Genomic DNA, 13,160 nt, shown 5'->3' on the forward strand with positions numbered 1-13,160 from the left:
ATCCATCAAATAAATTATAGACAAACATGAGCAACAGACTATCTTTCAAAATCAAAACTATCACAAGCTGGCATACAACCATAAAATTATTGTGTTATTTTTTTCACTTCACTTCCGAGTTTAGCTGCAGTAAATGCTGCACCTAAGAACGTACTAGCATTTTCCGGCTGAGGTGTCTTTCCGTGAGTATGAAGAGCAATTTGGGTATTCATTTGCTCCAGTAGTTCGAGCGTTTCGCACACAATCTTAAAGAGATTTACTTCCTTTGAACCGATCCAATTTTTCGGTGCCTGCAGGTGTTGTCCCTTACCGGACACGCTTCGCCGCAAGCCCTCGATTCGCTCCTGCATGTCACCGCCTACCGTGATGCTGTGCTTCTGCCCCACGACCAGGTTCAGGTCCCGGCCAGTCGCTTGGTGAAGATCGCCCACCGCCGCAAAGCTCGCGGATCCGCCCGACAGCAGCTTGAGCGCGCCCAGCGCCTCGATTTTTTTCACACCACCCACAGTCTCGGTCGAATGGTCGTCGACAGCCCGCGTATGGCTCTGGAACTGCTCGCGGTTCTCCAGGGCTTCAACCTCGCGCTCGATCGCTTGATCCCGGATCTTGCCATCGGTCTGGCGCAACCAGTTCCCGTCCGCGTCGACCCGCTGCTGGGCGGTGCCGCTGTGCTGCCACACCTGGTCACCTTTGGGCACCTTCGGCATGCTCAGCCCATGCGGCAAGATCGATTGAATGTAGGGCTTGTTCGGCAGGCCGTAGGCGAAACACACCACCACGCGCGTTCCTTCCTCGGGAAAAGCATAAATGCCCATTTCCTCGCCACCGGTGGGCAGCGGCAACGGAACGCCAGTGAGCGGCGGTATGGCCGGATCTGGCTCGTCATTGGAGCCGAGTACAACAATGTCCACAGCATAGCGAGGGCGGAATTCGTCGCAGATTCCGGCGTCCGCCGGCGCATCGGCCACGGCGGTAACCAGGGCGAAGCGCGGCAAATGGTAACCGCCGGTGAGTTCAGGAAATTGGCGCTCTACAGCGCGGCGGATTGCGTCTTCCATCGGATGGCCATCTGGTCATTGGCGAGCGCTACGCTGGTGATGCGCTCGCCGTTGTTGATCGTTGCACCTGGTCGTAACCCGGGAAGGGCCGCGACCATCGCACTTTGGTTGCCCTGGTAGCTGTCGAACAGCTCCGTGGGGATTTGCAGCGGCGCCCGGGCGCCAAAAAAACTGTCGGCCCAGCTGCCGGCGAACACTTCACCGTTGCCCATCTGGTGCCAAGTGAAGTCGGGAATGTTGAATACGCGGGCCAAGCTGTCCATTGCCTGGTAACCGGCGGCGAGGCTGTAGAAGTACGGCGCCTTCACGCTGGCGTAAGGCTGGTCGGGAACGCGGAAGCGCAAACCGGTTTGCTCGCTTACCTGGGCCAGCACGGCGCGCAGATCCACATGACGCAGGTTCAACGGCAGCGGATTGGCCAAGACAGCGGCCAGCTCGCGACAGAACAGAACCTGCTCCACCGTGTTGGCGGCGGTGCAGCGCTCGACGTATCCGATGAAGTGCCGTTGCAGCGTGCGCTCGTTGTAGCCGATGTCGAGCGTGACCAGCCCTTTCAGCGGCCCAGAGGATTGCACGGTGAAGTTCGCTCGGCCAGGGCTGGTGGCGTCCAGACGGACGTCTTCCTTGATGAGTGTGATCGGCGCGCCATTGATGGCCAGCTTTTTGTGCAGCTTCACTTCTGCTCACTCCCGCCCAGCCACTTATCAACACGCCCCAACACTTTTTCAAAGCCGCTCAGAGCGGGGTTGTCGCTGGTTGACTCGCCGCCGGTACCGGCATCACCCACGGAGCTGCCCGGTGCGCCCTGGGCGTTGACCTTGTTGCCGGCGCGACGACCTTCGACTTTCTCCGGGTTCGATTCGCGCTCGCTCAGGGTGAACTGCACCAGCCAGGCTTTCAGGCTGTCGGTCTCCCGGGCGCTGACGCCCTCGGAAAACTCCACCTGACGCACACCGAACGCCTCGGCCGTGTCATTGACGATCCGGTACAGGTGCAACTGGCCACCGCTTGCCGTGGCTTCCGCCAGACGCATCAGGTCGGTCAACTGAGTCCGATCGACAAATGGGATCGTCAGCGAAACGGCCAGCGTCTTTGGTTTGAAGCCCTTGTGAGCTTTGTCGGTGTTGCTGGTCTGCCCCGACATATCGCCGCTTTCGATACGCAAATTGGCGGTGACCTTCAGGTTCTTCCCCTGGACTTTCTGCCCATCAAGCAACAGCGTCATAGGCCCACCAGTTCCTGTACAAAACTCAGTCCTTCTTTGCTGCCGACCAACAGCAGACCGGCGCACTGCACCCATTCATGCCCCGGCGCGTCACTGCTCAGCAGGTCGCGGCTCAGCTCGCTGGGGTTACCTGGGCCAATCAGCCGCGCGCGTATGCTGACGTCAGGGTTTCCGCCGGCCAGCAGGGCTTTCAGGTCGGCCAGCTGTTGGTCGCGGCCTTGCTGCTGAGCGCTCTTGCGCGCTGCCAGGGCAGCCAGATCCCCCAACGGTGAAATGTCGGCGGCGTAACCTTCCAGCACGGCCAGTTGGCCCACCATGGATTGCTTCGCGGCTTTGACCACCGTGCAGCGCTCCAGCGGCAAACCTTGCCAACGTGGCAGCGTGCCCGCGCCGGGGATCTCCCATTTTTCGCTTTCCAGTTTCAGCAGGTGCTGCGCACGGCGTTCAGTGCGTACAAGGTCGGGAATCGGCAGCAACGCATTGAACCGCGACAGTCCGCTGGCCAGCTGTTCCAGGCGTGTGCCCAAGAACAGGATCGACAGCGCGTATTGCGGCCCGGAAGGCCGTCCGGTGTCGGTGACGTCCTCCAGTTTCTTGGCCAAGTGTTCCAGGACGTTCGGCGCCGATAGAAAGCGCTGATAACCGGTGCCCTGCCCGATTCCGCTCTGAAACGGCGTCACCACCAGACACGCCGGCACCTGACCCAACTGCTCGGCCAGCGCCGCCCGACCGGCTTCAATGGCGCCTTTCGCGGCGTCGCCGACCGGCCCAGGGTTGGTGTTGACCAGCCCGCTCAGTCCAGCCAGACGCTGGGCGGTGCTGGCCAGCTCGCCGCCGGCCAGATCCTTGGCGGCTGACAATTCGCCCATCCACTGCGTGGCCTGCTCCGGCCAGCGCATTGTCACCGGTGCCCAAGTCATGCCGGCGGCGTCCAGGTGATGGCCTTCATCGCCTTCAGGTCTTTGTCTTTCAGGGCGCTGGCCACCGCCTGACGCAGGATCTCGGCTTGTTGCTGCGCCGCCTGACGGAATCGCACCAGGTCAAGACTGACCTTCTGCAGTTGGGTGATCGTGTGCGGCCGGAAAGCCAGCACCTGGTCGGCGTCGTAACACGGGTAGGTGTCGTCCATCCCTAACAGCACTTGGCCGTTCAAGTTCACCTGATCGTCGATCGCGCTGCTGTAGCGGTACACCTTGCCCACGGCGCTGGAGTTGAACCCGCCGGCGATGTACGCCGCGCAATCGGCGTTGATCGCCTGAAGCTTTTTGTCCTGAAGCGCAGCCAGCACAGCATCGATGTCATCGACCCATTGCCCGTCCTTCCAGATCTGGTTCGGCCCGGGCTTTTTCATGGTGAAGCCTGCCGGCACCGGCTCAAAGCCTTCGAGTGTGCGCGGCTCGCCGGTGTCGGTGCTGTACACCACCACACCGCCGAAGTAATCCACCAACTGCCAGGTGTTGCCGTTCCACCACGCGGCTTTGTGTTCAGGGATCGCCGGCGGCGCTGTTTCCACGCAGCCGCCCGGAAGCAGGTAAACGCCTGGCTCCAGCGGCGATTCGTCAGCCTTCACGGCTCCTACGAAAATGCCCAGGTGGTTGGTCTGATACACGAGTTTTTCGGTCATGCTCGATCTCAATACTTGATGCAGAAAAGAAGGGCCATGTTCTTGGGCCGGGTTTCGGTACCGCCGGCGGCGGCTACGGTCACGCCGTGGGTGTGCGCACCGCCGGCGCCGATGCCGACGTTGTGCGCATGATTGCCGGCAGCATCCATTCCGACGACGTGCTGGTGATGCCCGGCCCAGGACGTTTCGTGTGCTCCACCCGACTGCTGCACCGAGTTCAGACCACCGGCGCCCTGGCCAATACCCGCCGAACTCGCCGCAGTGTGGTTGTGCGCGCCTTGTGCATCTGTCCAGGCTCGGTGGACGTGGTTGCCCTGGGCATCAGTCCACGCGGTGTGCGCGTGGTCACCCACCGCTGCGGCCGAGGCCGTGTGCGCGTGGGAATGGATCATCATGTCCTGAAAAGTGCCGAACGCCCGGCTTGCATCAACACCGCGCCCGTCGTCCCAACCTCTTAGGAACAAGCCGCGCATATCGGGCAAGTTAAAGGTTGTCGAGCCATCGCCGGCTCCGTAATGAGCGCCCAACATTGCAAAGAGGCGTGCATAGGTTGTGCGCGAAACCGCCGCGCCGTTGCATCTCAACCAACCTTCCGGTGGCCAACTCATGGAAAACCCGGCCACCATCCCGGTCATCGAGTCGCTGACCTGTTTTTGCAACTTGTTCAGCGCGGCCGTCGTGGCGAGGATGTCACTGCTGTTCGTGTTCGGATCATCGCTTTTGGCGTTGGGCAGGTTTCCCAGATCCACGTCTTCTTTGGTCGTGCCCCTTGCGCGTAAAGCTTCGTAATCGCCATCACGCGCCGCGAAATGCTGCATGAGCGCGCCGGCGATCGGCTCCGCTGGGCGCAGGTCATAGATTTCTATCGCAGAGGCGTAATTGGCGATCGGAACGCAGTAATGGCGAACGCCAGCCGCGTCGGTGTAATCGCCCTTTTCTCCATACACGACCTTCCACGTCGCCACCCGATCGTTCAACTGCCGTTCCAGGCACACATCGAGGGTGATTGTTCCAAAGGGAATAACACCGGTGAATGGCCAGGGTTTTGAAATGAACACCCGAATGCCTTCGATGTAGGCCGTACCGGCATTCAGTTGGAACCCGTTTTCGCTCTTTCCAAATGCCAGCGAGTTGCCGAAAAAGCACGCGCGGCCGTACATCTCGCGATTGCTCAGGCGCTCGCGCTCATCGATGCCGGCAAGGCGTACAGTGAAGTCATGCTGCCAGGTGCTGGCGTCGATCTTCACGCCCGTCAGTTGCATGGCACCGTCAAAGGCCACCAGAAAGTTGCGGGTGACGTTGTTGCCGATCTGTTGCGGCGGGATGTTCTTGCGCTTCTGTTGCAGCGGCACATAGGAAACGGCAAACAGCACGCCTTCAGCGTCCTCAAGACCGACCCAGTTAAAATCCCAGTCGCCGATGTCCGACCCCAGCTGGCAGCTGTACACCACCTGGTTGGGGTTCACGAAGCCGGCGTTTTGCTCCGGGATGTCATAGATCTGAACGATCTGGCCTGCAGGTGGTTTGCCGGCTGCGCGGTCTACTGGCGTTTCGGGATTCAGCCCGGGCACGTTGGCAAAAATGAACCGGGTAATGATCAGTGGTTTTTTCTGACTTTGCTTCAGGGCAATCTGGCTTTCGCCGGCCAAGGTAATACTGGCGCTCACGGTGCGCTCCTACAGGCAGGCAACCAGCGTTTGCTGGTCGTCGTTGAAGTCAATCAGGGCGATTTGCAGCCCCACTGGGGTGATGGTTACGAAGTCGTAGCGCCGGCAGGTGCGGCCGTATTGCTGGATCAGCACGCGCAGCAGCTCGGGGTTCAAAGACAGCTGAGTATTGCTGAACTTGAGCAACACCACGTCCCAATCCCGGTCGGGCTGGCGCTCCTCGATCTCCACGTAGCCCACGCCGAGGCGTTCGAAAATGCGCTTCATACCGGCGGTGCTGCCGGCGTCCACGGAGTTGACGAAGGCGTGTTTCACCCGCAGGCGGAACAGGGATTCCGGCTCGCCCTGAAAGCGCGTGACGTCACGCTGCCAGGCCCACAGCTCAAGGATGCTCATGTGGCAGGTGTCGGGATCGATCTGCGAGTAAGGCCAGCGCAGCCAGCTGGTGACGGTTTCCCACCACGCCTGGGCAGCGGCGACCAGCTTCGAAAGCTCGGTACCGCCGAGCCAGAAAGGCAGTTTGAGTTTGGTCATTGCAGGTTCACCTTCACCGAAGACAGGCGCGGGATGTCCAGACCGCTGATGATGTCCACCCCGGGGGAAAACCGAAGCGATGCGATGTCGGCAAACTGCTGGTGAAGCTCTTCCGCCAGCCGGCTGAAGCTGAAACGCGACTGGGGATAAGTCAGCGTGGGCTGATAGTCACGCGGGGTGCTTTCCCGAAACGCTGCCCGGATGAATAGCTCAACCTCACTTTTCAGCGTGTTGATCTGTTCGGTACTGAGGTTCGGTTGCGGCCAGAGCGACATAACCACACTCACCGGCACCTCCGGCATGACCTTGGCCAGCAGGTCATCGCCGTGGCCGTGGTTGCCCTGGTCGCGGATATGCGAGTTGATTTGCTCCAGGTAAGTCGCCGCCGGCACGCCCGCGTCAAACAGCACATAGGCGTTGGCACTGCCCGGCCCTCGTGGTGCGCCATGCTCAAAGTAAACGCCGTCCGGACGCACGCCCGGGAATGCGGAAATCATGGCGCGATACACCGCGTCGGTGTGCCACTGGTTGACCGCCGAGAACTGGTTGCGCACGCGCAAACGCAGTTGTTCGTTTGGTTCAGGATCCGCACCTGGTGATTCCAGCCAGCCGTCTTTGTTCGCCACCTGGACGACGCCGGGGATCGGCACCGGCAGGATTGCGTAGTAACCCGGGGCGAGGTTAAAACCGCTGCCGGCATCGATCGCTTCCACCGGAACGTCTTGCTGGAGCTGGCCCTGTTGAAATGTCACCGGCGCCGTGGTGACCAGTTGATAGACATTGCCGTTGATCGCGGCCGACTGCACCACAATGCCCTTTTCCAGCTCAAGCACACCGTCCGGTACAGCGCGGGTGAACAGCAATTTACCGTGGGCCTTGGTGGCTCCTTTACGCTCGACGTTGACCGCCCATGCGAGCATGTCCAACCAGGCGTCCACCGCCGTTTTCACAAAGAAGTTCGGCAGTACGGTCAGACACAGAAAGTCCAACAGCCACAACACCGGTTTGGTCACCAGTGTGGTCATCACCCGCCAGAACGGCGAATAGCTGCTGGTGTTGGCCACCTTGGCGCCCTGGGCTTCCACTTCCTTTTCCCACGCGGCCTTCAGCCCCGCTTCGGTGGTCGGAATGCCGGCGTCAGCGATCACCTTTTTAAAATCGACCTGACTCACAGACTTACCTCAATCGATCCGAATTTGATGGTTTTGGCAGTCACCAGGTACACACCTGGTTCCTGTTGGGTGATGCGCGCCGTGCCCGGCACCAGGCGTTCGTCGTTCTCCACCAACAGTTCCAGCTGCTGGATGCAGTCGCGTTGCCGCAGGCGATCCCGCTCGGCCACCAGCACGACCAGCAGCCCGCTGTCGCGGATCATGTGGGCGATGTCCTGGGCGATGCACACGCGGTCATCGATCAGCAGCGGCTGGTGCGACGGATCCAGCACCAGGTCGTTGTCGACGATCCACAGATCCACGTACTCGCTCACCCGCCCACCGCCATGGCGACCATGTTTTCCATCTCCAGCGGTGTCATCTGCTTGCCGGTGTGAATGTTCACGTTTTCCACATGCGTGCCCTTGTTCTGGCTGCTGTTGTTGTTCTGGATGCTGGTCAGCAGGCCACCCGGCGGCACCGCCGACGGGCGCGCTGGCGACAGGCTTGGAATGGCTGCGTTGATAGTCTGTTGGGCTTTCTGCGCTGCGTTGGCGGTGTCGGCGGCGTTGGTCGCGGCATCGACGCCTGGCACTTCGGGCATGCCGCCAAAACGCGCTTCGATGTTCACGCCCGGGATGCTGTTCAGCAGCTCGATCACGCCGTTAACGGCCTTGGTGAAAATGCCGACGATGCTGTCCCACGCGGCCTTGGCCATGCCCGACCAGCCGCCCATGGAGTTAAACCAGTCGGACAGTTTCTGCAGCTTGTCGGCAACGAACTGGAACGCGGCCGTGTTCATCAGGGCGGTCGTCCATTCGTCCCAGTAGTAGACGGCCGCGACAATGACCGCGACCAGGGCGACGATTCCGACCACGATCCACACCACGGGGTTGGCCAACAGCGCCGCGTTGACCAGCCAGATCGCGCCCTGCCACAGCAACATGGCGCCGCGAATGAGTGCCAGGCCGGCGCTCAGCGTGTAGATCACAGCGACGTAAGCCAGGATTGCCAGCTTCTGCAGAATGAACACTGCGACCGTGCGCAGGCTGAACAGCTGGACGACTTTCCAGACGGTCAGCATGCCAAGCCAGGTCATGCGGGCGATGCCCACCACCATGGTCAGCGCCGACATCGCGGCGACAATGCCCATGATCGTCAGCGCGGTGATGCCGATCACCCGGGTGATGTTTGGGAATAGCTGTGACCAGCGCACTAGCGTTTTTCCGATGTCCACCATCTTGGCCATGAACGGCGACAGCACCGGGATCAGCACCTGGCCGAACACAGTTCGCATGACCTCGACAAGGGACGCCCACTGCTGCCAAGGATCGACCATCGCACGGGCCATCTGCTCGGCGTTCTCCAGCCCGCGCACCTTGCCCAGCTGCTCGATGCCGTTGCGCAGCCGATCGGTGTCCTTGGCCAGCGCCCCGATCACCTGGGCGCCTTCGCCGCCGAAGGCTTCCATCAACTTGGCCCCGGCCGACGCGCTGGTCAGGTCGCCGAACTTGCCCTGGAGCTTGTCCAGGATGGTCATCATCGGCAGCACCTTGCCCTGCTGGTCGGTGAACTTCATGCCGAGTTTTTCCGAGGCGTCGCCGATGTTCTCGAAAAACGCCTTGTAGCGTCCGCCGGCGTCGCCGCCTTCCATGGTGCTGCTCAGTGTGCCGATCACCGCCATCTGCTCCGCCAGATCGACGCCGGAGGTCGTAGCGATCGCGCCGGCCTCCTTGAAAGCGTCTTTCATGGCCGCGCCGCTGGTACGGAACAACTGCACCGCCAGCGCCGTCTGACCGCCGAGCTTTTCCACCCACGCGCCCTTCCCCATCGCATCGGCTTGGGACTTCTGCAGGTTGTAGAGGGTGCCGACGTATTCGCCCATGGTTTCGGCGTCGGTCTTGGTGGCCTTGGCCAGCAGGTTGCTGGTATTGGTAAAGATCGCCAGCTGGTTGCCGGCAAGGCCTTTGATGGCGCCCTCGATCAGGTACGCCGAAGCCACAAAGTCCTTGGCGTTCTCGCCGTAATTCACCGCGAACTCCAGCGACTTGCTGTTCAACGCAGACAAAGCATCCTCGGCCACGCCCAGCGATCGGACATCGCCCAGGGCGCGGTTGACCTCCAGCGCCGGTTCCATGGATTGCTGAATCGCAACCACACCCGCCGTCAGCCCACCGAAGCCCAAGCCGATCGTCTTGATGTGCTTTTCGCTCTGATCGGCAAGCTCGGAAAAGCCCATTTTCACCTTGCCCAGCGGCGCGGTGACCTTGTCCTGCAAGCTGAGAATGAAAGCCAGGCTGGCGCTACGGTCTGCCAAAGTCGTTATCCGTTTAGCGCAAGGGCGATGCCGTTAGCCACGGCAAACTCCATGCGTCTCCAGTGTTCGTCCTCAAGCCACTTGGCCGTCCCCATCGCCTCGGGCGTGGGTTCGGCACCAGGTAGCCAGCGGTTCGTCAGGGCCATCAACTGGCCCAGGCCGTTTTCGCTTAGGCGCTCAGCGTGCTCGAGCGCTTTTTTACGATCACCTCAACATTCGGCGCGTATTCCTCCAGCAGCGCGCCGGCGATCTGCATCACCATCACCGGATTGGCCAGCAGCGGTTTCAGGACGGCTTTCTGTTCCTGCAGCACAGTAGTCATCAGCAGGTTGTTGCCTGGGGCGACCTTGTTGGTCTGCGTCAGGGCGTTGAAATACTTGGTGACGTCAGCCGGGGTCAGGTTGAAGGTGAATTCCGCTTCGCCGACTTCCAGGGTGATTTCGGTGTTTTGTTGGCTCATGGGGTTTTTCTCTCGTTGAGGTTGGGAAAAGTGGTGTCCTGGTGCGCCGACGATCGCCGGCACAAGCCAAGGGCGTATTGCTGCAGTCCGACGATCATTTGCCGACTTAAGGCGAGCTGATCTCGGAGGATGAAATAATCCGGTCGAGCGTCTGCTGCGAGTTCGGCGGTGCCTGCATCAACCACGCGGGCGGCGCCGGCGGAGGCGGACAAAGATCCGGAGGCGGGACAGGTGGCGCGGACGTGCAACCTGCCAGTGCCATCGCCAACAGCGCGGCGCAGGCGTTCGTTTTCAGTGCGTGCATCCGTCAATTCCTTGGTGTTTCGTTGGTCGATCGCGTCCCGCTCGGCAAGCATCTCGCCGCTGATTCGGGCCGCTTCACGCAGGCCGCTGGCTTCCCATTGCGCGCTGTCACGCTCGCGCCTGGCTTCATCGCGCTGGCCTTCAAGCATGTCGAAGCCGATCCAGACGACCAGGCACAGCACGACCAGGAACAAGGCTTCGCGCAGCATCACAAGCCCTCCGCACACAGCCGGGATTCGGCCAGCCGGCGGTTGTGCAGGCCCGGAACAAAGCGCTTCTGACCCTTGGCGTCAGTCACAAAGGCCCACACCGGCGTCTTACCGTCCGGCGCCCAGGTCAAGGCATTACAGCCCTCGGCAATACGACCGGCGTTGATAAGCGCGACTGCTCGACTGGCACAGGTGCTGGTCACGCCGAAGTTGTGGCCGTGACTGGTCAGTGCGTCGAAGGGGTTCTGGCCCACGTTCGGGTTGGTGATGCACTTGGCCAACTCCAGCTGCGTTTTGCGGATCACCAGCTGCTCCACCTCCGCGCACTTGGCGGGCGACCAGTAGTCGCCGACCACGACCGGGTACGGGCTGGTAAACCGGGTGATGCCTTTGCAAACCGTAGGCAGGTCACCGGCGAGCTTGTCCGCGTAAACGGTGTTGTGGCCGTTGCCTTCCCAGGTGCCCAAAAAGAACACCAGCGGAGCGCTGGCCAGCGCGATCAAGCCGGCCTGAATCCTGCCGCGCAGGCTCATGGAAACCACACACGCAGCAGCGCCGGCACGACCATCTGCAGCACGGCGCCAACCAGCGTCAGGATGGTCAGCAAGCGGCCAACTTTGGCGCCGATGTCATTCACCGCAACGGTCAGCGTCTGCTGGCCGGCGTTGAGTTCCGACAGTTGGCCAGCCATGTGTTCGAAACCCTGCTCCAGCTTGGTGACGCGGGTCGGGACGGTTTCGTGGCGGTCTTCCAGCTCGCCCAGCCGGTGTTCGAAGACAGCGAACTTCTGTTCCAGCGCTCCGAGGCGCACGGCGTCAGTGGTCATCAGCGTTTACTCTTCTCAAAGTCCGTCTGGCACGGGACGCACCGCGTCTTGCCGCCCAGCGCCTGGCGCGCCGGCGGAATCTCTTTGTCGCAGTCCAGGCAATGGGTCAGGCTTGGCCCGACCGGCAAAGGGTTGAGCAACTGGGCCTTGATCGCGTGGTCACGTTGGCGTTGCTCCAGTTTCTGCGCGCGGTCGACCCAATCAGCCATCAGCGAATACCTTCAATCTCAGCGGCAGCGAGGTACGGCACACCGTTGATGTGGATGAAATCCGGACTGGTGACGTCGAACGGCACCTTGTGCTTGGTCTTTTCGCCGCCCTTCGGGTCGATCGCCAGCAGGCTGGAGACCTTCACCTTGCAGCCGAAGGCCTCCACACGCAGTTCCTCATCCCCGCCTGCCTTGGCGAAGAACACCGCATCAAACGGCTTGAGTTCGCGAAAGCTGCCGGCCGAGCGAGCCGCGTCGATCAGCAGTTGAAAGTTGGCGCTATCCAGCTCCAGTTCGCCGGCAGCGGCGACGTCGCCTTCCACATAGCCGTCCGGCACGCCCCGGGTTAGGGCCACGGCCGAGTTGTCGGTGATGTCCAGGGTGCAGTTCTCGACGTGCAGCGCGATGTCGCCCAGGCTCACGTCAAAGTTCTTGCCGCCAATTTTTGCCATGGGGCGTTACTCCGTTTTGTCGGTGGAAAGATCCAGGGCGATGTTCGCCGTCAGGTCTTTCGGGCAGTTGAGGGGTTTGAGCTTGAAGTAGGCGACCACCTTGGTTTTGCTCAACCAGGTCAGCACCAGGTCGCCGTCTTTCGGCGGCTCGATGTCGCCGGGGAATACCTGGCCCGCAAACGTGACGGACTTGGCCATGGCGCGTAGCGGCGCCATCAATTGGTTGGTGTTGACCGCCATGCTGTTGGGCGTGTTGTTCAAGCGGCGATCGGCTACACGCCGAATCAGCAGCGCCCGGATCTGGCGAGCAGCCTTGTCGGTGATGCGCAGATATTCCACGACCTGAAAGTCACTACCGGGGGCGTCCAGCATGTTGCCGTCACCCCAGTACACGCCCGGGTAGTCGGGATAGGTCTGCGAAACCGAGTAGCGCGCTCGATCCAGTTCGGAACGCACGGCCGAGGGCAGCGGGATCTTGTCGCCATCCACCGGCACCGGGCCAAGGCCTTGCACGGCACCGGTGGCCACACGCATCGGGCTGTCGGCAATGCTCACGGAGGCGTTCGCCAAGCGGCCGGCGAGTACGCCAAGGTCGTTGCCGTGCAGTTGAGGGACAACCAGGACACGCGGCGCGGACAGGTTGGCCAGCAGCGCCTTACGCTCACTCACGTACTGCGCCCAAGTCTGTTCGGCGGTTACGCCGGCAGCGGATGCCATGACGAACACCCGACGCCCGTAGGTGTTGTTGAGGGCAACGGCGGCGTCATCCATGGCCGATATTTCGGCAGCAGTGGTCACCGGTTTGGTAATCACCACGGACTCCACGGAATAGCCTTGCTGCTGGGCTTTTTCCAGCGCGCTGAGCCAGTCGGCCTCGGCGGCGATCGGAGCCGCCACGCACGCCCAGCGCTGACCGCCATTGAGACGGGCAGCGGTGATTTGGGTTTTCAGGTCGCTGGCCGGAACGCCCAGGGCAGCGTCCAGATCGCTGTCAGTGTTCAGGGGGATGAACTGGCCGACGTTCTTGCCGGCCGGGCCGATGAAAAGAAAGTAACGCTCAATCTCAGTCACCGGCCCCTGGCCCAGATTGAGATTGTCGACGGTGACTTGACCGAGTGCCATGCA

At 61.6% G+C, this 13,160-nt stretch carries 18 protein-coding genes; all 18 read right to left on the reverse strand.

Translation table 11 applies throughout. From position 1 onward, the window contains the following. Window positions 1-86 precede the first annotated feature (86 nt). From AC4IHP_RS19580 to AC4IHP_RS19665, 18 genes are read right to left on the reverse strand one after another with little or no spacing between them, the layout of a single operon-like run. The gene (locus AC4IHP_RS19580) at window positions 87-1,058 is read right to left on the reverse strand and encodes a hypothetical protein (RefSeq protein WP_490832501.1); all 972 of its coding nucleotides are present in this window, start codon (window positions 1,056-1,058) and stop codon (window positions 87-89) included. After that, complete coding sequence (locus AC4IHP_RS19585) at window positions 1,031-1,735, reverse strand: hypothetical protein (protein ID WP_490832502.1); 705 nt, start codon at window positions 1,733-1,735, stop codon at window positions 1,031-1,033. The genes AC4IHP_RS19580 and AC4IHP_RS19585 overlap by 28 nt, the downstream gene beginning before the upstream one ends. After that, window positions 1,732-2,283, reverse strand: coding sequence for a baseplate complex protein (locus AC4IHP_RS19590; RefSeq protein ID WP_490832503.1), 552 nt, complete (start codon window positions 2,281-2,283; stop codon window positions 1,732-1,734). The genes AC4IHP_RS19585 and AC4IHP_RS19590 overlap by 4 nt, the downstream gene beginning before the upstream one ends. Beyond that, window positions 2,280-3,203 (reverse strand): hypothetical protein, encoded by a 924-nt coding sequence (locus AC4IHP_RS19595; protein WP_490832504.1) that lies wholly within the window; start codon window positions 3,201-3,203, stop codon window positions 2,280-2,282. The genes AC4IHP_RS19590 and AC4IHP_RS19595 overlap by 4 nt, the downstream gene beginning before the upstream one ends. Then, on the reverse strand, window positions 3,200-3,907 hold the full coding sequence (locus AC4IHP_RS19600) for a DUF4376 domain-containing protein (protein ID WP_490832505.1): 708 nt from the start codon (window positions 3,905-3,907) through the stop codon (window positions 3,200-3,202). The genes AC4IHP_RS19595 and AC4IHP_RS19600 overlap by 4 nt, the downstream gene beginning before the upstream one ends. Window positions 3,908-3,915: 8 nt before the next feature. Continuing rightward, a complete protein-coding gene (locus tag AC4IHP_RS19605; RefSeq protein WP_490832506.1) occupies window positions 3,916-5,574 on the reverse strand; it encodes a phage tail-collar fiber domain-containing protein in 1,659 nt (552 codons plus the stop codon). A gap of 9 nt (window positions 5,575-5,583) precedes the next feature. After that, window positions 5,584-6,108 carry a phage tail protein gene (locus AC4IHP_RS19610; RefSeq protein ID WP_490832507.1) on the reverse strand — a complete coding sequence of 175 codons (525 nt, stop codon included), beginning with the start codon at window positions 6,106-6,108 and terminating at the stop codon, window positions 5,584-5,586. Continuing rightward, on the reverse strand, window positions 6,105-7,280 hold the full coding sequence (locus AC4IHP_RS19615; RefSeq protein ID WP_490832508.1) for a baseplate J/gp47 family protein: 1,176 nt from the start codon (window positions 7,278-7,280) through the stop codon (window positions 6,105-6,107). The genes AC4IHP_RS19610 and AC4IHP_RS19615 overlap by 4 nt, the downstream gene beginning before the upstream one ends. Further along, entirely contained in the window at window positions 7,277-7,594 is a 318-nt protein-coding gene (locus AC4IHP_RS19620) for a DUF2590 family protein (protein ID WP_490832509.1), read from the reverse strand. Before AC4IHP_RS19620 ends, AC4IHP_RS19615 begins: the two co-directional genes overlap by 4 nt. Continuing rightward, the gene (locus AC4IHP_RS19625) at window positions 7,591-9,576 is read right to left on the reverse strand and encodes a phage tail tape measure protein (protein WP_490832510.1); all 1,986 of its coding nucleotides are present in this window, start codon (window positions 9,574-9,576) and stop codon (window positions 7,591-7,593) included. Before AC4IHP_RS19625 ends, AC4IHP_RS19620 begins: the two co-directional genes overlap by 4 nt. A 5-nt stretch (window positions 9,577-9,581) precedes the next feature. After that, the gene (locus AC4IHP_RS19630; RefSeq protein ID WP_039013052.1) at window positions 9,582-9,722 is read right to left on the reverse strand and encodes a DUF6890 family protein; all 141 of its coding nucleotides are present in this window, start codon (window positions 9,720-9,722) and stop codon (window positions 9,582-9,584) included. Window positions 9,723-9,745: 23 nt separating this feature from the next. Next, a complete protein-coding gene (locus AC4IHP_RS19635) occupies window positions 9,746-10,036 on the reverse strand; it encodes a putative phage tail assembly chaperone (RefSeq protein ID WP_207848773.1) in 291 nt (96 codons plus the stop codon). Continuing rightward, window positions 10,033-10,548 carry a lysis system i-spanin subunit Rz gene (locus tag AC4IHP_RS19640; protein ID WP_490832511.1) on the reverse strand — a complete coding sequence of 172 codons (516 nt, stop codon included), beginning with the start codon at window positions 10,546-10,548 and terminating at the stop codon, window positions 10,033-10,035. Before AC4IHP_RS19640 ends, AC4IHP_RS19635 begins: the two co-directional genes overlap by 4 nt. Then, window positions 10,548-11,081, reverse strand: a complete 534-nt coding sequence (locus AC4IHP_RS19645; protein ID WP_490832512.1) for a lysozyme — start codon at window positions 11,079-11,081, stop codon at window positions 10,548-10,550. Before AC4IHP_RS19645 ends, AC4IHP_RS19640 begins: the two co-directional genes overlap by 1 nt. Further along, window positions 11,078-11,374: a hypothetical protein gene (locus AC4IHP_RS19650; protein WP_490832513.1), complete on the reverse strand. Its 297-nt coding sequence runs from the start codon at window positions 11,372-11,374 to the stop codon at window positions 11,078-11,080. Before AC4IHP_RS19650 ends, AC4IHP_RS19645 begins: the two co-directional genes overlap by 4 nt. After that, entirely contained in the window at window positions 11,374-11,583 is a 210-nt protein-coding gene (locus AC4IHP_RS19655) for a TraR/DksA C4-type zinc finger protein (protein ID WP_490832514.1), read from the reverse strand. The genes AC4IHP_RS19650 and AC4IHP_RS19655 overlap by 1 nt, the downstream gene beginning before the upstream one ends. Next, window positions 11,583-12,035, reverse strand: coding sequence for a phage protein (locus AC4IHP_RS19660; RefSeq protein ID WP_490832515.1), 453 nt, complete (start codon window positions 12,033-12,035; stop codon window positions 11,583-11,585). The genes AC4IHP_RS19655 and AC4IHP_RS19660 overlap by 1 nt, the downstream gene beginning before the upstream one ends. A gap of 6 nt (window positions 12,036-12,041) precedes the next feature. Continuing rightward, on the reverse strand, window positions 12,042-13,157 hold the full coding sequence (locus AC4IHP_RS19665) for a DUF2586 domain-containing protein (protein WP_490832516.1): 1,116 nt from the start codon (window positions 13,155-13,157) through the stop codon (window positions 12,042-12,044). Window positions 13,158-13,160: the final 3 nt, after the last annotated feature.

Source organism: Pseudomonas sp. UF-293, from assembly GCF_058245595.1.

Excerpts from the sequence above, each read along its gene's own strand:
- AC4IHP_RS19580 (WP_490832501.1), bottom strand. The coding sequence starts at position 1,058 with ATGGAAGACGCAATCCGCCGCGCTGTAGAGCGCCAATTTCCTGAACTC.
- AC4IHP_RS19590 (WP_490832503.1), bottom strand. The coding sequence starts at position 2,283 with ATGACGCTGTTGCTTGATGGGCAGAAAGTCCAGGGGAAGAACCTGAAG.
- AC4IHP_RS19595 (WP_490832504.1), bottom strand. The coding sequence starts at position 3,203 with ATGACTTGGGCACCGGTGACAATGCGCTGGCCGGAGCAGGCCACGCAG.
- AC4IHP_RS19600 (WP_490832505.1), bottom strand. The coding sequence starts at position 3,907 with ATGACCGAAAAACTCGTGTATCAGACCAACCACCTGGGCATTTTCGTA.
- AC4IHP_RS19610 (WP_490832507.1), bottom strand. The coding sequence starts at position 6,108 with ATGACCAAACTCAAACTGCCTTTCTGGCTCGGCGGTACCGAGCTTTCG.
- AC4IHP_RS19630 (WP_039013052.1), bottom strand. The coding sequence starts at position 9,722 with ATGGCCCTGACGAACCGCTGGCTACCTGGTGCCGAACCCACGCCCGAG.
- AC4IHP_RS19635 (WP_207848773.1), bottom strand. The coding sequence starts at position 10,036 with ATGAGCCAACAAAACACCGAAATCACCCTGGAAGTCGGCGAAGCGGAA.
- AC4IHP_RS19640 (WP_490832511.1), bottom strand. The coding sequence starts at position 10,548 with ATGCTGCGCGAAGCCTTGTTCCTGGTCGTGCTGTGCCTGGTCGTCTGG.
- AC4IHP_RS19645 (WP_490832512.1), bottom strand. The coding sequence starts at position 11,081 with ATGAGCCTGCGCGGCAGGATTCAGGCCGGCTTGATCGCGCTGGCCAGC.
- AC4IHP_RS19650 (WP_490832513.1), bottom strand. The coding sequence starts at position 11,374 with ATGACCACTGACGCCGTGCGCCTCGGAGCGCTGGAACAGAAGTTCGCT.
- AC4IHP_RS19655 (WP_490832514.1), bottom strand. The coding sequence starts at position 11,583 with ATGGCTGATTGGGTCGACCGCGCGCAGAAACTGGAGCAACGCCAACGT.
- AC4IHP_RS19660 (WP_490832515.1), bottom strand. The coding sequence starts at position 12,035 with ATGGCAAAAATTGGCGGCAAGAACTTTGACGTGAGCCTGGGCGACATC.
- AC4IHP_RS19665 (WP_490832516.1), bottom strand. The coding sequence starts at position 13,157 with ATGGCACTCGGTCAAGTCACCGTCGACAATCTCAATCTGGGCCAGGGG.